This is a genomic window from Olsenella uli DSM 7084 (assembly GCF_000143845.1).
Classification (GTDB): domain Bacteria; phylum Actinomycetota; class Coriobacteriia; order Coriobacteriales; family Atopobiaceae; genus Olsenella; species Olsenella uli.
Genome location: NC_014363.1, coordinates 1,567,523 through 1,587,052, shown reverse-complemented (window position 1 = coordinate 1,587,052; position 19,530 = coordinate 1,567,523). Strand labels below are relative to the sequence as shown.

14 protein-coding genes are annotated in these 19,530 nt (G+C 63.6%); 7 read left to right on the top strand and 7 right to left on the bottom strand.

Annotation, left to right across the window (positions count from 1 at the left end; translation table 11 throughout):
* Positions 1–1,068, top strand: a complete 1,068-nt coding sequence (locus tag OLSU_RS06890) for an RluA family pseudouridine synthase (protein ID WP_013252234.1) — start codon at positions 1–3, stop codon at positions 1,066–1,068.
* Between the two features lie 29 nt (positions 1,069–1,097).
* Entirely contained in the window at positions 1,098–2,717 is a 1,620-nt protein-coding gene (locus OLSU_RS06885) for a 4Fe-4S dicluster domain-containing protein (protein ID WP_013252233.1), read from the top strand.
* Between the two features lie 516 nt (positions 2,718–3,233).
* Here the strand turns inward: OLSU_RS06885 and OLSU_RS06880 are convergent.
* From OLSU_RS06880 to OLSU_RS06860, 5 genes are all read right to left on the bottom strand, one after another.
* The gene (locus OLSU_RS06880) at positions 3,234–3,542 is read right to left on the bottom strand and encodes a hypothetical protein (protein ID WP_013252232.1); all 309 of its coding nucleotides are present in this window, start codon (positions 3,540–3,542) and stop codon (positions 3,234–3,236) included.
* A 211-nt stretch (positions 3,543–3,753) separates the two neighbouring features.
* Positions 3,754–4,404, bottom strand: a complete 651-nt coding sequence (locus tag OLSU_RS06875) for an HAD family hydrolase (protein WP_013252231.1) — start codon at positions 4,402–4,404, stop codon at positions 3,754–3,756.
* A 154-nt stretch (positions 4,405–4,558) separates the two neighbouring features.
* The gene (locus tag OLSU_RS06870) at positions 4,559–5,785 is read right to left on the bottom strand and encodes an ABC transporter permease (RefSeq protein ID WP_013252230.1); all 1,227 of its coding nucleotides are present in this window, start codon (positions 5,783–5,785) and stop codon (positions 4,559–4,561) included.
* The gene (locus OLSU_RS06865) at positions 5,782–6,513 is read right to left on the bottom strand and encodes an ABC transporter ATP-binding protein (RefSeq protein WP_013252229.1); all 732 of its coding nucleotides are present in this window, start codon (positions 6,511–6,513) and stop codon (positions 5,782–5,784) included. Before OLSU_RS06865 ends, OLSU_RS06870 begins: the two co-directional genes overlap by 4 nt.
* A gap of 1 nt (position 6,514) precedes the next feature.
* Positions 6,515–8,017: an efflux RND transporter periplasmic adaptor subunit gene (locus OLSU_RS06860; protein ID WP_013252228.1), complete on the bottom strand. Its 1,503-nt coding sequence runs from the start codon at positions 8,015–8,017 to the stop codon at positions 6,515–6,517.
* Between the two features lie 396 nt (positions 8,018–8,413).
* On the opposite strand from OLSU_RS06860, the gene aspS reads away from it, so the two are divergent.
* Entirely contained in the window at positions 8,414–10,183 is a 1,770-nt protein-coding gene (gene aspS / locus OLSU_RS06855; RefSeq protein ID WP_013252227.1) for an aspartate--tRNA ligase, read from the top strand.
* Between the two features lie 458 nt (positions 10,184–10,641).
* A complete protein-coding gene (locus tag OLSU_RS06850) occupies positions 10,642–12,555 on the top strand; it encodes an ATP-binding cassette domain-containing protein (protein ID WP_013252226.1) in 1,914 nt (637 codons plus the stop codon).
* 367 nt (positions 12,556–12,922) lie between these two features.
* Here the strand turns inward: OLSU_RS06850 and OLSU_RS09380 are convergent, their stop codons facing one another.
* Complete coding sequence (locus OLSU_RS09380; protein ID WP_013252225.1) at positions 12,923–13,897, bottom strand: helix-turn-helix domain-containing protein; 975 nt, start codon at positions 13,895–13,897, stop codon at positions 12,923–12,925.
* Positions 13,898–14,108: 211 nt separating this feature from the next.
* Between OLSU_RS09380 and OLSU_RS06845 the strand changes: the two genes are divergently transcribed.
* The 3 genes from OLSU_RS06845 to OLSU_RS06835 all read left to right on the top strand — a co-directional run bounded on the left by OLSU_RS06845 (position 14,109) and on the right by OLSU_RS06835 (position 18,149).
* On the top strand, positions 14,109–15,860 hold the full coding sequence (locus OLSU_RS06845) for an ABC transporter ATP-binding protein (RefSeq protein ID WP_013252224.1): 1,752 nt from the start codon (positions 14,109–14,111) through the stop codon (positions 15,858–15,860).
* Positions 15,850–17,691, top strand: a complete 1,842-nt coding sequence (locus OLSU_RS06840; RefSeq protein WP_013252223.1) for an ABC transporter ATP-binding protein — start codon at positions 15,850–15,852, stop codon at positions 17,689–17,691. Before OLSU_RS06845 ends, OLSU_RS06840 begins: the two co-directional genes overlap by 11 nt.
* Positions 17,692–17,828: 137 nt before the next feature.
* A complete protein-coding gene (locus OLSU_RS06835) occupies positions 17,829–18,149 on the top strand; it encodes a glutaredoxin family protein (protein WP_013252222.1) in 321 nt (106 codons plus the stop codon).
* On the opposite strand, the gene OLSU_RS06830 is transcribed toward OLSU_RS06835, so the two are convergent.
* Positions 18,146–19,252, bottom strand: coding sequence for an exonuclease/endonuclease/phosphatase family protein (locus OLSU_RS06830; protein WP_236697185.1), 1,107 nt, complete (start codon positions 19,250–19,252; stop codon positions 18,146–18,148). The genes OLSU_RS06835 and OLSU_RS06830 overlap by 4 nt on opposite strands.
* Positions 19,253–19,530: the final 278 nt, after the last annotated feature.

Sequence of the window (19,530 nt, the reverse complement as noted above, 5' to 3'; positions counted from 1 at the left end):
ATGGCCGAGAAGGTGGCCGATAAGAGCTTCCGGCTACGTTGCTGCGACCGTGCGCATATGGAGCTGGAGGTCGCACGGCCGGTCTCTGCGCTCGAGCTGCTGCGCGAGCTGACGTGCTCCAGACAGATGTCAGCGCGCGTGCTGGCACGGGGGAGGCTGTCTCTTGACGGTGCGGGGCTGGCGCCTGCGAGCCGTCTTGCGCCAGGCGACGTGGTTGGTCTGGCATTCGCGCATACGCATGTGCCGGGTCCCGCAAGCGAGGCCGAACCCGTGGTGGTCTGGCGCGACCGCTTTGCGCTGGCGGTCGACAAGCCTGCTGGAATCTTGGTGCATGCGGACGGCGGCGTGGGAGAGACCCTGACCGCACGCGTGCAGGGCCTGCTCGACCGCGAGGGCCGGCCTGATCACGAGGGTCGGCCTGACGGTCAGGGCCCGCCCGGTCGCATGCCGGACGGGGGGCGCGACTCAGTCGCACGGCTGGTTCCCCAGGCGTTGCAGCGCCTGGATGTCGAGACTTCCGGGCTCGTGCTGTTCTCGCTGGCCGAGGAGACACAGCCGGCCTTCGACGCGCTCATGGCGGGTCGCGTGACGGAGAAGCGCTACCTTGCCGTGGTGCGAGGACCATGGCCGTCCGGGACGATGCTGATCGACCGCCCCATCGGGCGCGACCGCCACGACGCCCGTCGCATGCGCGTGAGTGCGGGCGGCAAGTCCTCGCGCACGTGGGCAAGGCCTCTGGCCACACGCGGGGACCATACGTTGCTGCTGGTCAGGATTGGGACGGGCCGACGCCATCAGATTCGCGTGCACCTTGCGTCGACGGGGCATCCCATCGTGGGAGACAGGCTCTACGGCGCCCTGCCTGCAGGGTGTGGTGGCCGTGCGGGGCGCGGTGGGCACGGCAGTCGCGCCACCGGTGGCCTCATGCTGCACGCCATCGAGGAGCGGCTGGTACATCCCGTCACGGGCGAGGAGCTCGTCCTGAGGACGGCCTGGCCCAAGCGATTCGACGCGTTCTTCTCGGCTGCGGACGCATCCGGTTGGTCCATACTGGAACAGGGGGAGTAGAGGGTGCCGTTGTCCAGGGAGAGGGACTCATGGCAGATACCATGCGTGGGGTGTACACCAACCTGACCAAGATCCGTCGAGACGTCTTCCGGGAGGTGGCGAGGGTCTGCTATTCGCTCAACGACAATCCCGATGGTACGGACGAGGACTTCGACGCACGCTTCGACGAGCTGCCGTTCCAGATCCTGCCGGGCGATGTGGCAACGTATCGCGAGAGCGTCTTCCTGGAGCGTGCCATCATCGGCGAACGCATACGCCTGGCCATGGGGCTGTCGCTGCAGGGCGTGGACCGACCTGCGCGCATCAGCGAGGGCTTCGCGAACAGCGAGGTCGGCGACCTGGCGTACTACGAGCCCCCTCTGATAAACGTGATCAAGTTCGCCTGCAACGCGTGCAAGGACAACGTGTACACGGTGACGGACCAGTGCCAGGGCTGTCTGGCGCACCCCTGCCGCGAGATCTGCCCCAAGCAGGCCATCAGCTTCGTGGACAAGCGGGCCCACATAGACCAGGACCTGTGCGTTCAGTGCGGCATGTGCGAGAGGACCTGTCCCTACCACGCTATACACCATCACGTGCGACCCTGCGCCGCGGCCTGTGGCATGCACGCCATCGGATCGGACGAGCATGGGCGGGCGGACATCGACTACGAGAAGTGCGTCAGCTGCGGCCAGTGCCTGGTGAACTGCCCGTTTGGGGCCATTGCCGACAAGAGCCAGATCGGCCAGGTCATCTGGTCCATACTGGCCGGTGACGAGGTCATCGCTGCCGTGGCGCCCTCGTTCGTGGGACAGTTTGGCGGCAAGGGCAACGTGGGCAAATTGCGCGAGGCCTTCAAGCGCCTGGGCTTCTCGGGGGTCGAGGAGGTCGCGCTGGGCGCTGACCTCTGCACCGTGCAGGAGGCCGATGACTTCTTGGACGAAGTTCCCGACAAGCTGCCGTTCATGGGGACGAGCTGCTGCCCGGCCTGGTCGGTCATGGCAAAGAAGGAGTTTCCCGAGCATGCAGACTGTATCTCGATGGCACTGACGCCCATGACGCTGACCGCGCGCATGATTCGCACACGGCACCCCAACGCCAAGATCGTCTTCGTGGGGCCCTGCGCGGCCAAGAAGCTCGAGGCCATGCGCAGGAGCGTGCGCTCCGAGGTGGACTTCGTCCTCACCTTCGAGGAGATGGCCGGCATGATGGAGGCCCGGGGCATCGATTACCTGGCCCTCAAGGATGATGACAAGAGCGACTTCGACGTGGCCTCGGCGGATGGGCGCAACTTCGCCGTGTCCGGTGGCGTTGCGAGCGCCGTGGTGAACGCCATCCACCGTCGCTATCCCGATCGCGAGGTCAACGTGGCGAACGCGGAAGGCCTCGAGGACTGCCGCAAGATGATGAAGGACGCTGTCAAGGGAAAGTACCCTGGCTACCTGCTAGAGGGCATGGCCTGCCCGGGTGGTTGCGTCGCAGGTGCCGGTACGCTGGTCAACATCAAGAAGAGCACGGGCGCCGTCCACCGCTACGCCAAGCGCTCCCTGCACGAGAACGCGACCGAGAACGCCTATCGCATGCTGATCCCCGCCTTGGAGAGGGGCTTCACCAAGCAGGACGAGGACCGTGAGGTTGAGGAGACGCGCGACGCGTCTTTGCCCAGGTAAGCGCATGCACCAACAGGCGAATGCGAGCGCCGGCTCGCCTGTTGGTGCGTTTACGGGTCGGTCGTGGGTTGCGGCCGCTGGTTTGCGGGTGATTGAGAATGTGGATGACACAAAATTGACAGTTATGTGTGCCTTGCGGGTGTCAGTGTCATCCACCCTCACACCGTTTCCAAGAAATTAATTAATTTATATAGCTATGACCAGCGGATATAAGAATCGGTTCTATCGAAGGTCATCTTGGGATGATGCGGAAGCGCCCGTGAAACGGATCTGATCCACACATAACCGCCGATTTTGTTGCATACAGTTTTTCGGGATGGGATTCCGCCGCATCTGGACGCGTCTGGATACGGCGGCCCGCCAGCCGAGCTGAGATCACTTGACCTGGCGGGCTGATAACGTGCGCCTGCCACCGAACTTTGCCATCGTGCGGTAATATAGCGCCCGGTCGGAACCGACCGACCGGGCACGTTGCAGCGGTGCTCGCTGCGCCACATTCGCTGCGCTGTGACAAACCTACGGCTGCTTGACACCCTTCACGCTCTCGTAGAACGTTGCGTGAGAGAAGGAATCCTTGATGGTGCGGCCGTTCACGAACGGAAGCGCGAGGAACTCGTCGACCGTGGGAACCAGGTCGCTGCAGTCGACGAAGTGATTCTTCGAGTTACGCAGGCTGGTGTCCTGCGCACGCCAAGCTTCGTAGTTGACGTCGGTGAGGTAGTAAACGTCGTTGTCGACGCGCATGTAGACCGAGTGGTTCTTGTGCAGGTAGTCGGCCAGGTCATCGTAATTTATCTCAAGTGCCTCAGCTGCCTTCTTACCCATGATGCGTCCTTTCCCGAAGAGGTCCCTTTGAAGAAGGAAAACGCTTCCGATGGCAAGATTCTACCGCCCGTCCCCTGGGACTATTCATCAATGATGGTTCCATTAGGCAAGCGCGCCCAAGTGGCATGTGGATGGGGACCACTTGACGCGGATGCCAGTTGTGGCTAAGCGTTTCCGTCTGGGATCGGCGTGCCCGGTGGGGCTAGAGCGGCTAGAGCAAGATCTTCTCGGCGAGCTCCTCGGTGGAGTCTGCAATGGACGTGGCACCCTGGCCTACCAGGAAACTTCGGTCCCTGAACCCCCAGCTCACGGCAATGCACCCGACGCCAGCGGCCTTGGCCGTCTGGAGGTCCACCTCGGAGTCGCCCACGTAGACCGTGTTGTCAGGCGCGCAGCGCAGCTCGTCCATCACGGCGAGCAGAGCGTCTGGCGCCGGCTTGCGACGGACGCCCGCCCGCTCGCCTACGGCGGCGTTGAAGAGCCCCTTGAAGTGCGTTGCCACGAGGGTCTGCACGTACGCGTCGGGCTTGTTGGAGACCACGGCGCGTAGCACGCCCTCTCCTGCCAGCACGTGCAACAGCTCGGGAATCTGAGGGTAGGGAGCGGTGAACTCGGCGTTGTGGTGCGCGTAGTACTCCCTGAAGGTGGCGAGTGCCTGTGCCGTGCGCTCGCGGTCGCTGCCCTCGGGCATGCTGAGCTGCATGAGCCGCGCGACGCCGTTGCCCAGAAACGCCCGTACCTCGTCGCGGCTGCGTGTGGGCTCGCCTTCCTGGCCGAGGGCGAAGTTCACGGCGTGCCAGAGGTCGTCGAGGGTGTCAAGCAGGGTCCCATCAAGGTCAAAGATGGCCGCCCTGTATGCCATGCCCCGCCTCCTCTCGCGTCGCCCTGCCACCATCATCGCGCATCTGGGGCGCTCGCAGGTCCGAAGTGCCTGCCACTCGAAGTGCCTGCCATTGGAAGCCCCCGCCACCCGAAGCGCGCGTCCGCGTCTCCGCCTGCGCCTCGGGCCCGTACCCCTATTGGAAGTGTAGCGATTCCACCGGATCGAGCCGCGCCGCGTGGCGCGCCGGGTAGTAGCCAAAGACCACGCCGATGACCACGCAGATGCCCGTCGCCAGCGCCACGGCGGACAGGGAGACCTGCGGCGTGACGCTCATGCCCTCGGTCAGTCCCGATGCGAGTCCCGAGAGCGCCAGCGCCCCCAGGTAGCCGAAGACGATGCCTATCACACCCCCGGCCAGGCACAGGCACACGGACTCCAGGAGGAACTGCTGGGTGATGTCCGAGCGCCGAGCTCCCAGGGCCTTGCGCAGCCCGATCTCGCGTATGCGCTCGGTGACGTTGGTGAGCATCATGTTCATGATGCCGATGCCGCCCACCAGAAGCGAGATGCTTGCCACGGCGGTCATGAGCACCTGGAACGACATCGTCGTGGCATCAAGCTGGTCGGCGATGGACTTCATGGAGTAGACGTACACGTAGCCGCCGCTCACGTCCATGTTCGCGTAGCCCTCGGTCTCGGGAGGGATGCCGTAGTGCTCCCTCAGCCAGCCGTCCGTGTCCTTCACCAGCTGTTCCACGTCAACGTCCTCGCGCGCGAGCCCCACGATCTGATCGATGGACTGGCTGCCCGTGACACGCGCCATGCAGGTGCTGAGGGGGACGTAGGCGGCGATGCCGCCTCCCATGGAGGCATTCTTGGAGGGAAGCACCCCTATGATGGTGTAGTCATCGTTTCCCATCCGGATGGTCCTGCCCACTGCGTCCGCGTCGACATCGCCGAAGAGCTCCTTGACGCCGTTCTGATCCAGAAGGCAGACGTTGGCCATGCCGGCCGCCTCGCTGGCGTTGATCAGGCGTCCCGAGCGCGGCTTGGCATCGACGGCCGAGAAGTACTCCGGACTGACTCCCAGCACCTGCGCAGAGACCTGCTTCTTCCCGGTCGTGACAGTGGCCGAGCCCTGCGAGAGGCCCGTCACGAACTCGTAGCCGTCGACTGAGCGCTCGATGAGGCTCACGTCGTCCCGGGTCACGTCGCCGCCCGTGTAGAGGGTGATGTAGACGGCTCGTGCCTGGCCGAGCCCCAGGCTGCTGACCATGGCCTCCTTGATGCCGCCGATCAGCGCGGTCATGGAGATGACGGCGCTGATGCCTATGACGATGCCCAGCACGGTGAGCAGAGAGCGCCCCCGGTTGGCGTCAAGGGCCTCCCAGGTCTCCGTGATGAGGTCCGTTGCCCTCATGTGAGGCCCCTCCCTCCGGTCATGCTGCCTGCCACGGCGACGCGCTCCTCCTCGTCGGTGAGCAGCCGCCCGTCGCGGATGTGCACGGTGCGGTCCGCCCAGTTGGCAACCTCTGGGTCGTGCGTGATCAGGACGATAGTCTTTCCCTCGCCGCGCAGTCGCCTGAAGGTGGAGAGGACCATCTCGCCGGTGGCCGAGTCGAGGTTTCCGGTGGGCTCGTCGGCCAGGATCAGGGCGGGGTCGCTCACCAGGGCGCGGGCGATGGCGACGCGCTGCATCTGCCCGCCCGAGAGCTCGTTGGACTTGTGCTCGAAGTACTGCTCGGGCAGGGAGACCGACGTGAGGGCCCGGACGGCGCGCGCCTCCCGCTCGGAGACGGGGCAGTCGGAGTAGATGAGCGGCAGCATCACGTTGCGCAGCACCGTCGAGCGCGGCAGCAGGTTGAACGACTGGAACACGAAGCCGATCCTGGTCGCGCGGATCTCGGCCAGCTCGTCGTCGTCCAGGGTCGAGACGTCGATGCCCTCCAGGCGATAGCTGCCCGAGGTGGGCGTGTCCAGGCAGCCCAGGATGTTCATCATCGTGGACTTGCCCGAGCCCGAGGGGCCCATGATGCAGAGGAACTCCCCGCGCTCCACCGCGAGCGAGACGCCCTTGAGCGCGTGGGTGAGGCCGGCCTCCGTCTCGTAGATGCGGTGGACGTCGGTGACCTCGAGGACGGCTGCCATGCTAGCGCCCCGCGCCTGCGGTGTCCGAGGAGCCGCCCGCAGACCCTTCGCTCAGGGGCCCGATCCCCGTGGCACCGTCGGTCGAGGGGAGCATGAGCACGTCACCCTCGGAGAGCCCTTCCACTGCGGCATCATTGGAGTTCTGGGCCACGACGGTGACCTCCCTGGTCTCCACGGACTCGATGGAGCTGCCGTCCGCGGCGTAGGTGACGACGTCGACGGTGGTGGTCCCGTCATCGTGGGTGGAGAGGGCGGCCACGGGGGCGATGAGGGCATCCGTCACGCTCTGCGTGACGATGGTGGCGCTGGCCGTCATGCCCGGCTTGAGGCTGGGGTCCGGGTTGGGGATGAGGAGCTCCACGGAGTAGGTCACCACGCCGGCGCCTCCCTCCGCGCCGCTCGTAGCAACGGTGGCGATGTGCGTGATGCGTGCGTCCATAGTGGTCCCCGGCAGTGCCGAGAAGGTCACGGTCGCCGTCTGGTCCACGGCAAGCTTTGAGATGTCGACCTCGTTCACCTGGGCTGTGACGGTCATCTGCGAGACGTCGGCTATCTGCACCAAGGGCGTGTTCGAGCCCTGCTGGGACGGCGCGGCGCTGCTGGCAGTCGAGGCGCCCGCGACGGCTCCGACGGCCACGACGCTCCCCGAGATGGGTGCCTTGACGGTACGCTTGCCGGCTGTGGCGACGGCCTCGTCGTAGGCCTCGCGTGCGCCCTGGAGCGTGACCTGGGCGGCCTCGAGCGAGGACTGGGCCGACACCACGGCGTCGTAGAGGGTGTCAGGATCGGTCAGGGTGGCCTGCGTCTCCCCGTCAGGGGCGCTGTTCCAGGCGTTGAGCGCGGTGTTGTAGTTCGACCTCGCGCTGTCGAGGGAGGCCTGGGCGCCGCTGACCCCCACCTCCGCCGATCTCACCTGCTGGCTGGCCTCGCGCACCGCCTTGTCGAGGGAGTCGTTTCTCAGCGTGAAGAGCACGTCGCCGGCGTTCACGGTGGTGCCTTCGGCGACCTGGAGGTTCTCGATGATGCCGTCGACCTCGGGCGTCACGACCGTGGACGAGATGGGCTCCGCCTTGCCTGACGCGCTGACCGAGCTCGTGAGGTCCCCACGGGTGACGACAGCCGTCGCCGGCCCTCCGCCGCCGGCGCCCGCCGCGTTCAACATGTTCACGATCGCCGTGCCGGCCACCAGCGCCACGATGGTGCCCACGACGATGGCGACCCGTATGAGACGCTTGCGCCGCCGTGCGCGCCGACGCCGCTCCATGTTGCGCAGGGCCACCGAGGTGGCGTCGTCGGGAGCGACGGCACCGTCCGTGAGGATCGCCTCGGTCGGGGCGGTCGTGCCGCCCGTGACGGCCGTGCCTGTGCCGCCCGCGTCTGCGGTGGCCGCATCGGGTGCGGATGAGGCGCGCTCGAGCACCGGGATGGGCGGGGTCGGCCCTGCGTGCTTCCGGGCGACGGGGGATGTGTTTCCGGTGCTGGCCAGGTCGTCGTGAGCTGCCATGGGGACTCCCTCCTGCTGCTACGTTTCTGGGGGCGTTGGACTTATCGCAAGAATCTAGACGAAAGCCAAGGCGCTTTTCAAGGGGAGTGTACCGCGAGCGTCAGCGAGCGGTTGTGTGGGCGGACGGTCGGACATGCGGGGGCAGCCAGGACGGTGTGTGGGCGCCCGTCTGCGCAGACGGGCGGTCGCACATGCGGATGGATGCTCGGCCCAGGCTGGCGGCGGTCGAGCGTGACAGCTTGGTTTCGCGATGGGCCAACCTTGCGAACATGGGCCTCTCGGCTATCCGATGCTGCTATTATGTGAAACCCTGTGCGCCGACGCCGTCTACGCCGGCGCGCTGTCTGCTGGGAGCCCGCCCGCACGGCACGGGGCGGCAGAGACGGGAGGATTCACATGGATTCCCACAGCATGCATACCCATACCTGTGGCGAGCTGCGACGCGAGGACATCGGGCGCGAGGTTGCACTTACCGGTTGGGTATGGCATCGCCGCGACCACGGTGGCCTGATCTTCGTCGACCTGCGCGACCGTGCGGGCGTCACGCAGGTCTCCTTCGACCCCGAGCATTCCGGTGGCATCGCGTTCCACACGGCGGAGACCATCCGCTCGGAGTGGCCCATCAAGGTCGTGGGCACCGTGCGCGAGCGCCCCGAGGGGCAGGCCAACGAAAAGCTCGCCACGGGTCAGATCGAGGTGCTTGTCTCGGAGATCGAGGTGCTCAACACCGCAAGGACCCCCGCCTTCCAGATCGAGGACCATGTGGACGCCGCCGAGGACGTGCGTCTTCGCTATCGCTATCTGGACATTCGTCGCCCCAAGATGATGGCGAACCTCAGGCTGCGCTCCGACTTCACCTTCGCCATCCGCCAGGCCCTCCACGACCGTGCGTTCATGGAGGTGGAGACGCCAGCCCTCTTCAAGTCCACGCCCGAGGGCGCCCGCGACTTCCTGGTGCCGAGCCGCACGCAGCCAGGTCACTTCTATGCGCTGCCGCAGTCTCCGCAGCTGCTCAAGCAGCTGCTCATGGTGGGTGGCGTCGAGCGCTACTACCAGGTCGCCAAGTGCTTCCGCGACGAGGACCTGAGGGCCGACCGACAGCCCGAGTTCACGCAGGTGGACGTCGAGATGAGCTTCGTCGAGCAGGACGACGTCATGGCCGCGCTCGAGGACGTCCTCGCCGAGGCCTTCTCCAAGGTGGGCGTCCAGATGCAGCTGCCCCTGCGCCGCCTGCCGTACTGGGAGGCCATGGACACCTACGGCACCGACAAGCCCGACACCCGCTTCGGCATGGAGCTCCATGACGTGACGCAGATCTTCTCGTCGTCCAAGTTCAAGCTCTTCTCCAGCGCCGCCACCGATCCCAAGACCTACGTCAAGGCCATCAACGCAAAGGGCGCCGGCAAGTGGCCCCGCGCCCAGATCGACAAGCTGGCGGACGTCGCGTCTGCCTTCGGCGCGAGGGGCCTGGCCTACATCGCCTTCAGAGAGGACGGCAGCGTCACGAGCCCCATCGTCAAGTTCTTCTCGGACGAGGAGATGGCGGCCCTGAGGGCCGAGATGGACGTCGAGCCAGGTGACCTGGTGATGTTTGCCGTCGAGGGCCGCCTTGCGGCCGACGAGATCCTGGGCGGCATGCGCAGCCACATGGCCGATGCGCTCGGTCTCGTGCGGGAGGGGCACGACTTCCTGTGGGTGGTGGACTTCCCGCTCTTCCACTGGGACGAGGATCGCGGTGCCTATGCCGCCGAGCACCAGCCCTTCACCCAGCCGATGGAGGCGGACGTCGAGCTCCTGGACGCAGACCCGCTCTCCGTGGGCTCTCACACCTACGACTTCGTGATGGACGGCTTCGAGGCGGGCGGCGGCGGCATGCGCATCCACGATGCCGACCTGCAGATGCGCATCCTGGAGAAGCTGGGCTTCACCGAGGAGCGCGCACGGGAGCAGTTCGGCTTCCTCATGGAGGCCCTGAAGTTCGGTGCGCCCCCCATGGGCGGCTTCGCGCTGGGACTCGATCGCGTGTGCATGCTGCTTGCGGGATCGGACTCCATCCGCGAGGTCATGGCGTTCCCCAAGACCTCGAGCGGCTCGGACCTGATGAGCGACGCGCCGGGCGAGGTGTCCGGTCGCCAGCTCAAGGAGGTCTCGCTCCGCTTGCTGTAGCAGGGGAGAAGAGCGTAGCGCGTGGGGGTGCGTGCCGGGGTTCGGATTTTAGCCGCACCCCGCGCGCCACCATCCGCATGCTCCATGTCCGCGCCTCCCAAGCGAACAACTTTCTGCAGAAAGTTGTAAAACTCGCACCACCGTCTACCAGTCATTCTTTGTAAAACGAGCAACTTCCCGCAGGAAGTTGCTCCAATGGGCAAAATCTTTCCTGGGCAAACGCCCGGAAAGTTGCAAAACAGTTTTGGACGCACCGCCCGCGTGTTTCTCGCGCACTGCCCGTGCGCTTCTCATGCACCGCTCGCACTACCTGCGCGTCATTCGCATACGCTCAACGCATCTGAGAATGACCAGGTAACGACCCATAGATGATAGCCGTTATCCCGTCAACGGATCGTAGATTGCCGCCATAGGCTCGTCGTACTACGCTCGCCCTAGTTACGATGAGGGAGGCAGCTATGAGTCGTACCAGGTTCCTCGTTCGCATCCTGCTGAGAAATCCCATTCCTTACGCGCTGGCGATTATCCTTGCACTCGCGTTTGCCATGCCCCTCATGTTCGACGCAAGTGGGATGAGTTACAACTTTGATAGTGCGAGCGCGCGAGAAACCCTGCAAATTCTTGATGAAGGTGTGTCTTCTGGAGCCTACGATACGGCTCCCGCAGAACTGCTGGCATATACCAACAAGGAGCGTGAGCTGCTGCGCAGTGTGGTTTCCGCGCAAAGTGACCAGGAACGTCTAAGCTACTTCGCCAGTTACTATGACGTGCAGCTGAAGGAGTATGACGCAGGTTACCTCTCGGCTGACAGGCAGGATATGGAGTTTCTCTCCACTTACGCTCACCTACTTAGTTCGTACGATGGTGTGCAGGTGTTCGGTTCAGAGCAAGAAGAGACGGCACTTTATTACTTCGTTGATGCTTTCTCGTGGGTACCGGGTACATTGTGGCTTGTCCCTGCCATCGCGACGGCAGCGCTCTGCGCAAGGGCGATAGACAAGGACCGTCTGGCGGGTCGGCTTCCTTTGCCTGAGTGGCGCTACTTCTTCGATGCGTGGTTAGCCTCGTCCCTCGTCGCCATCATGGTGGCTTTAATTTCCCTGCTGCCCTGTCTTGTTTCTTTTGCGCTGCGCAATGGGCTTGGCAGTCCCGAGTATCCCATCGCACTGTTTCAGGGAGGAGAGATCGTCACCACGACCCTAGGTGCTATGGCGCTTAAGATTCTTGTGCTCGTGGCAGCGTCGACCCTTTTCTTGAGCTCTGTGTCCTGCGCAGCCCTTGTTGCTACAAGAAGGCCTGTTGTGGGGGCTGCGTTGGCGGGCGTCCTTGCGCTATCGCCCATGGTTCCTGATCTGTTTGGTACCACCTCGCCTCTTGCGGGCAGTATTCGTTGGCTGCCTATCACATACCTGCGTATTTCGGATATTGTGGGGCGCCCAATGTACGCAATCGGTCACGACAGCATGCCGTTGGAGAGACTGACGATCTTTGATGCGCTCGTGGTGCTGGTAGCGTGTACGGTCCTTATTTCTGTGGTTGTACTCGTAGTGCGCGGCGCGATGTCTCGCATTCGGGTGCAACGAACTATCAGCGAGAATGCCCACGCAGCAGCACATGCGCAATCCGGAATCCATGCAAAAGTTGCTGCACAACACGCGCTTGTGGCAGATGGTATAGCCGTAGGGTATCGTGGCAGGATGCTCTTTCCCAGCGTGAACCTAGTACTAGCAGAAGGCTCGTCAATCGGCATTATCGCGCCGAACGGTTGCGGCAAGACCACCCTCATGCGCGCTCTTGTGGGCGAGAGAATCTGCCTGCGGCGCGGTGCGACAACCGCCAATGGTATCTCTTGTGAGGATGCGGCATTCAGGCGCATGGCACTCTATGTTCCCGGTGAGGGCGGTATGCTCTGCGAAGGGGCAACGGTACGGGAGCACCTCGAGCTTGCGAGAAGCGCCTGGCAATCGTCGCTGGATGTCGATGATGTTGCTCGCGAGTGCGGGATCTCGGGCTTTCTCGACCGTCGTGTCACGAAGCTCTCTCAGGGCATGTGCCAGCAGGTGACGATTGCCATGGCGCGTATGGCGCAGGTACGCTATCTGCTGCTTGATGAGCCCATGAATGCACTCGACCCACAAAAGACTTTTCTGCTCTCGAGCCTCATCCGGCAACTACGTGCCAATGGCACCTGTATTGTTATGTCCTCGCACTTGCTTGATAACGTGGACGAGCTTTGCGACCAGCTCATTCTCTTCGTTCATGAAGGCCCGGTGCTCGTGAGGCGGGACAACCCTTCACACATCGTGTTTGAGGAGACATACGGGATGAGAGAGGAGGGACAAGCAGCTAGTGCGGAAACTGAAAAAAGTTGAGAAGAGGTAAAAAATGATGTCATCAACAAAGTGTATATCTCGTAGGTTTGTAGTAATTTGGGGAGCGTTCTTGGTTGCCGCCAGCGTAGCGCTCTCTATTCCAAGCACGGCTTATGCTGCGTCGCCTATTCTTAGAGCTCCGATGGCAGACGTTCTTGATACCTACTGCAACTTCAAGCCATCTAGCGCGAGTGGATCTTACGTATCGGGGTTTCTAAAGACATATAAAAAACTTACTTATACACACTCATATGCACGCCTCAGTGATTCGTTCGTTGAATCATACATGGGATATTCGCCCAAAGGTGACTATGGAAATATTTCAAGGTATAGGTGTAACTACAAGGTATGGTAGATATACCTATTCTTATACATGTCTGATTTGTAGCTCCTGCACGTAAGGCTCTGCTTCGTTACCCACTACTATCGCCGTGCAGGTACCGTGTGAGCCATCGATATATGTTCCCTGAATTTCGATTTGAAGCTGCGCTTTGTCCTCAGAGAGGCGCAGCTTTGTTATGCCAGAAACTAGGTCAGGATCGAATGTTTTATCACACGATGTCTGACAGACATTACGAACCTTAACCTCTGCAGCAAAAGCGGTTATACCATCTCGTGTGACGGCATCCCACTCTAGGTCTTCGCTCGTGTCTATATGATTTGCAACACGCCATTCCTGTTGTTCACGTGCAAGCTCCCCGTCTTCTTCGGATACATATTTATCGTTTGAGTTGTTGCTTGAGCTGGTATTTGCTGACGGTACGCCGTCATGCCCCTCGGAGTTTATGAAACCTCCCGCTGTCGTGTTTGATGCGATTACATTCTCCTCTGATGGAGATCTCAAGCTGATGGCAGCAGACGCTGCAATTAATGCCGTAAACGTAGCTGCTGCAATATATGCAGCAGCTTTGACGAGACGTCGTCTTTTACCTAGCGTCGGTCTCTTTTCTGGTGCTGTTGATGTTTTCGATAGCCTATCAGTTCGCAAAGCTATGCCTGACTGTGTCACTCTGTCTACGTATGGTTGATTAAGAGGAGTGTCTTTCGAGATTTCCTCGACGCTGGCACCCTTATCGTTAGATTCCTCGGCATCAGCCGTTTCAGTGTGGGCATCCTCGGTGCAGGCGCCAACCTCGCATGGGCCGATAACTAATTCGCTCAAATCAATTTGTAAGGCTGTTGCTAAGGGTTCAAGTAATGTAACGTCGGGGAACCCTACTCCTCGTTCCCACCTACTTACAGCTTTGTCACTTACGCCAAGCATCTGTGCCAAGGCAGCCTGTGTCATTCCAAGTACGCGTCGATGACTCGAGATCCTGCTGCTGAGCGACTTTGCGTCCATGGATCCTCCCGCCTATCAACGAAAGCTCTCTTCGATTGTACGGCAGTCTCTGTACACCGCATCACCACATGAGTTGACATGCCAGCCAACAGGCATATCGTTTGGGTGACAAAGAAATCGATTAGAAAAATCGGTTAAAGAAATCCCCTGTAGCAAGGAGCGCCTCCGCCCGAGAGCAACGTCCTGGCTCGGTGCGAGGAGGTGGCCGTCCGTGGGTGACATTGCGTTCATCGCGCGAAGCTTTGGCCCCTATCGGCGTGACTTTGTGGGTGCGGGCATCTGCGTCTTCTTCGAGTCGGTGCTCGAGCTGCTGATCCCGCTCCTGATGGCCTCCATCATCGATGACGGGCTCGCGACAGGTGACGCCTCCATCGTCTGGACCCGCGGGGCGGCCATGCTGGGCTGCGCGCTGGCGGCGCTTGCCCTGGGCGGCGGCTACGCGCGCCTCTCGGCCCGTGCTGCCATGGGTCTGGGCGCCAACCTGCGCCGCGCCGAGTTTGCCCACATCCAGGACTTCGCCTTCTCCAACCTGGACTCCTTCGAGTCCTCGTCCCTCGTGACGCGCATGACCACCGACGTCACGGTGATCCAGAACGCCTTGGTCATGGGCTTTCGACCCATGCTGCGCGGTCCGTCCATGCTCGTGATGGGCCTGGTGCTCTCGTTCGTGATGAGCGCTCGCCTCGCCGTGATCTTCTGCGTCGTCCTGCCGTTTCTTGCGGTGGTGCTCTTCCTCATCGTGCGTCACGTGGGCCCGCTCTACGCAGTGCTGCAAGGCGTGATGGACAGGCTCAATGACGCTCTGCAGGAGGACCTGCGTGCCATCCGCGCCATCAAGGCCTTCGTGCGCGAGGACTGGACGCAGGCGCGATTCGACGAGGTCAACAGGGCCTACTCCACCACGGCGACGCGCACCTTTGGCGGTGCCGTGCTCAACACCCCCGTCTTCCAGGTGTCGATGTACGTGACCTGCGTGTCCATCCTCTGGATTGGCGGCAACCTGATCCTGGTCGGCGAGCTGCAGGTGGGCACGCTCACGGGCTTCATGAGCTACGTGCTGCAGATCATGAACTCGCTGATGATGATCTCCGGCGTCTTCCTGCTCCTGGCCCGTGCCCTCACGAGCATCCGTCGCGTGCGCGAGGTCCTGGACGAGAGGCCCGCGATCAGCTCGGCCGAGGGTGCCGCCACCACCGTCGCGGACGGCTCGGTCGTCTTCGACCACGTCAGTTTCAAGTATCATGCCGACGCACGAAAGGACGTTCTCGAGGACATAAGCCTCAGCTTCCCCGCCGGGTCCACGATTGGCGTGCTGGGGGCCACGGGCTCGGGAAAGTCGTCCCTCGTGCAGCTCGTCGCACGCCTGTACGACGTCAGCTCGGGCTCCGTGCGCGTGGGTGGCCGAGACGTGCGCGACTACGACCTCGCGGCCCTGCGCGATGCCGTGGGCGTCGTCCTGCAGAGGAGCGTGCTCTTCTCGGGGACGGTCCGCGACAACCTGCGCTGGGGCAATCCCGACGCCACGGACGCGGAGCTGCTCGAGGCCTGCCGCATCGCCTGTGCGGACGAGTTCCTCGAACGCATAGGTGGCCTCGACGCGGACCTGGGGCAGGGCGGCGACAACGTCTCGGGTGGTCAGAGGCAGCGCCTCTCCATAGCGCGGACCCTGCTCAAGCGTCCCAAGGTGCTGGTCTTCGACGACTCGCTGAGCGCCGTCGACATGGCGACCGATGCTAGGATCCGTGCCGGGCTCGCGGGCCTTGCGGACGTCACGAAGATCACCGTGGCGCAGCGCGTGAACTCGGTCATGGACTGCGACCAGATTGTGATCCTGGACGACGGGTGCGTCCACGCCGTGGGCACGCATGCCGAACTGCTTGCAAGCGATCCCATCTATCAGGAGCTCTATGAGTCTCAGATAGGATCGGGCATCCACGGGGAGAGGGTCGTGGATGGCTGCTAGGGGAGGGGCGCCCTCGCGTCCGAGGGACTTGCGCCACACGCTGCGGGCGCTTCTGGCCTACATGGGCCACGCGCGCGTGCAGCTCCTGGCCGTGGCGGTGCTCGTCACGGCGAGCGGGCTTGCGGCACTTCTGGGGACCTACATGATAAAGCCCGTCGTCAACGCGGTGGGCGCAGGTGACTACCAGGGATTCGTCCGCCTGGTCATCCTCACGGCGGCCATCTACGCGCTGGGTTCCCTGGCTGCCTGGGGTTACACCCAGACCATGGTCCGTGCGGCGCAGAGGGTCGTCTACGACATCAGGCGTGACCTTCTCGCCCACATAGAGAGCCTGCCGCTGTCGTTCTTCGACCGCATGCGCAATGGCGACATCATGAGCTACTTCACCAACGACGTCGACACCATCTCGGAGGCGCTCAACAACAGCTTCGCCAACGCGGTGCAGGCACTCATCCAGACGGTGGGTACCTTCACGCTGCTCGTGGTGCTGGACTGGCGCCTTACGCTCATCACGCTGGCCTGCGACGCGGCGATAGCGCTCTACGTGCGCTACTCGGGCCATCGCAGTGGGCACTACTTTGCGGCTCAGCAGCAGGCCCTGGGCGAGCTGGACGGCTACGTGGAGGAGATGATGAGCGGCCAGAAGGTCGTCAAGACCTTCAACCACGAGGCCCAGAGCCTGCAGGGCTTCGACCTCCTGAACGGGCTCATGCGCGAGAGCGGTGCCATGGCCCAGGGCTACGCCTCCACGATGATCCCCGTGACCGTCGCCGTCTCGTACGTCAACATCGCCATCGTCACCATGGTGGGTGCCCTTCTGGCGATGGGATCGACGCTGGACGTGGGGGCCCTGGCGTCATACCTGGTCTTCGTGCGTCAGGCAGCCATGCCCATCAACCAGCTGACGCAGCAGGGCAACTTCCTGCTTACCGCATTGGCGGGCGCCGAGAGGGTCTTTGCGGTCCTCGACTGCGAGGGCGAGCTGGACCGGGGCACCATCCAGCTCGTGCGCGACGACGAGCTGGATGCCGACCGCATGGCCGCAGGGGCCGCCGGTTGGGGCTGGCACTTCCCCGAGCTGGGCGAGAACGTCCCCCTTGCGGGCGACGTGCGCTTCTACGACGTCACCTTTGGCTACGACGAGGGGCAGACGGTGCTCGAGGGCCTCTCGCTCTTTGCCAAGCCGGGCCAGAAGATCGCGTTCGTGGGATCGACCGGTGCGGGAAAGACCACGATCACGAACCTCATCAACCGCTTCTATGACGTGCGCTCCGGCGTCATCACCTATGACGGCATCGACGTGCGCGACATCAGCAAGGCAAGCCTGCGCCGCTCATTGGGCATCGTGCTGCAGGACACGCACCTCTTCAGCGGCACGATCGCCGACAACATCCGCTTCGGCAGGCTCGATGCGACCGACGAGGAGGTCAGGCACGCGGCACGCATCGCCAACGCGGACTCGTTCATCAGTCGTCTGCCCAAGGGCTACGACACGGTGGTGGCCGCAGACGGAGCCAACCTCAGCCAGGGCCAGCGCCAGCTGATCGCCATCGCCCGTGCGGCGGTCGCCGACCCGCCGGTCCTCATTCTGGACGAGGCCACGAGCAGCATCGACACCCGCACCGAAGCCCTGATCGAGAGGGGCATGGACGGCCTCATGCGTGGGAGGACCGTCTTCGTCATCGCGCACCGCCTGTCGACCGTGCGCAATGCCGATGCGATCATGGTGCTGGAGCACGGCCGCATCATCGAGCGCGGCACGCACGAGGAGCTGTTGGCGCAGCGCGGCGAGTACTGGCAGCTCTACACGGGCTCGTCCGAGCTCGAGTAGGGCAGGTGCGTGCGCAAGTGGGGTGATCGGGTGGGGTGAGTGTGTACATATCCGCCTCGTGCGGGTATACACCTCTGCAATGACAGCAAGCCGGACGGCGGTCCCTCGCGCCCGGCCCTCACGAAAGCGAGTCCCTCATGGCCGAGAAGCCCGAACTCTACGTCAAGACCTCCTGCCCCTACTGCGCCAAGGTCGAGTCCTTCATGGAGTCCAACGGCATCGAACTTCAGACCCACAACATCGACACGGACGCCGCCGCGCGCTCCTACCTCATCGAGAACGGCGGCAAGCGCCAGGTCCCCTGCCTGTTCGTCGATGGCAAGGCGCTGTATGAGTCCAATGACATCATCGACTACCTGGGCAGGGAGTTTGGCGCGGACAAGGCGGCGCAGGAGGAGGACGCTACGTCCGCGGCCGGAGGCGCCTGCTCGCTCGATGGGAGCGGCTGCTCGTTCTAGGCGCCCAGCGCGAAGCTGAGCAGCACCGGGTTGTGGTCGCTCGTCGCGAAGCCGGTGTCGATGTTGGTCGCCGTGGCACTGACGTTGTCCGACACGACGAAGCCGTCCACCGTCACGGTGTAGGTGACGTCCCGCTCGTAGGGGATGTCGTCCCCACGGCAGCTTGCGACCTCCTCGAGGTTCCCCGCCCTCACGACCGAGAAGCCCTCGGGGAGGTCCTCGTCGTCAAGCGTGGCAACCCAGTCGGGAACCTGCTGCTGGGAGGGGTAGAGCTCGAGCGACCCGCAGAGCGCGTGATTCCAGTCGCCACCGGCGATCACGTAGTTGCCTGCCGCGCGCTCGGCCGAGAGCGCGGCGCCGAGCATGGAGAGCTGGCGCGCGCGCACGGTGCCGCCCTCGTCGTAGGCAGACAGGTGGCTGTTTATGAGCACCAGCTCGCGGCCGTCCGACACGGGGACGCGCAGGACCTCGAAGCAGCGGTCGAGGTCGAAGAACTTGGTGGGGAAGCTCTCGTCCACCGGGTAGCTGCGCCTGAGCGCCGAGGTCACGTCCACGTCCGCCAGCGTAAGCAGCCCGGAACTCACGCGGCCGTGCGGGCTGGTGGGCGGCCAGGCCAGAAAGCCCGCGTGGAAGTTGGAGGCGAAGACCGACTGGTAGGTGGGGAAGGCGTCCGCGAGCGCCGTCCGCTGGTCGACGTGGTAGCTGCGGTCGGAGTCGACGTCGACCTCCTGGAAGAGCATGAAGTCCGGTGCCATGCCGCCTGCGGCCGCCCGCATGGTCGCGATGTCGCCTGCCGTGCAGTCCCGCACGGACTGCTCGCCTGTCGCAACCGAGCTGGTGCCCTGAGTGGCCGTGCCGTCTGCCATGGCGCCCCTGTCCATGAAGAAGGTGTAGTCGGGCGTGTAGGCACCGAAGCCGATGTTGTAGGTGGTCGCGGTGTAGGTCTGCCCTGCCACCAGCTGCGGCTGCACGTCCGTGGCGTTTGCCTGGTTGATCTCAAGCAGGGTGTTGTCCGCGATGCGCGTGTAGTGGCTCTCGAGGTAGAGCACGTAGGTGCCAAAGGCCATGCCGCCGACCACCGCCAGGGCAAGCACCGTTCGCACGAGGTAGAGCAGGGCCCTTCTCGCTCCGCCACGTTGCGGCCGCTTGGGAAGCGCGCTTTGCAGGGCAGGTGCCGACGCGGACCCTGAAGTGCGTGTCGGCGTACATGCCCAGACAGACGCACCCTCGTCCTTGCGGCGCCGTGCATCGTGCGCACCATGTCGCGGGGTGGTGGGCATGCGTCCCTCCTGGCTGTGAGCGGTCTCTCGTGGCAGTTCTCGTGACGATGTCTTCGCGTCATGGTAACACCATAGCGCTCATGAGCGAGCTACCCCACCCC